Origin of the sequence: Pseudomonas sp. KB_15 (assembly GCF_052114525.1) — a bacterium.
Lineage (GTDB): Bacteria > Pseudomonadota > Gammaproteobacteria > Pseudomonadales > Pseudomonadaceae > Aquipseudomonas.
The window spans coordinates 1-435 of sequence record NZ_JBFREX010000232.1; the positions used below are offsets into that span (position 1 = coordinate 1).

A 435-nucleotide genomic window follows, 5' to 3' on the forward strand; every position below is an offset into this window, starting at 1 on the left:
GTCTGGAGCACGCTCACGCAGCGGCCCTCGCGGTCCACTGCGCTCAGGAAGACGGTGTCGCCGTGCTGGTAGACGTGCGGCCAGTCGAGCGCGCGCGCCGGGTCGATGCGCGCGGCCATGGCGTCCAGGCGCGCGGGGGCGAGCATCGCTTCGGCCGGTACGTCGACGAACTCGGGGTCGGCCACGTAGCGGTTGCGCTCGATGAACGCCTCCTTCACGGCCTCCACCAGCAGGTGGTAGTAGTCCGCGCTGCCCTCGGCGATGCCGGTGAGGTCGAATCGATCGAGGATGCCGAGGATCTGGAGCGTGGTCACGCCCTGCGTGGGCGGCGGCAGGCTCAGCAGCTCGCCGCCACGATAGGGCACGCGCAGCGGCAGCGCGTCGCGCGCGGCGGTGCGCGCCAGGTCCGCCATGCGCAACGGCGAGCCCACGGCG

Annotated in this window: 1 protein-coding gene; it reads right to left on the bottom strand. The window is 72.9% G+C overall.

What is annotated here, in order from left to right:
* A partial coding sequence (locus tag AB4Z35_RS30635) for a gamma-glutamyltransferase (RefSeq protein ID WP_442101247.1) occupies positions 1 to 435 on the bottom strand: 435 nt, incomplete at both ends.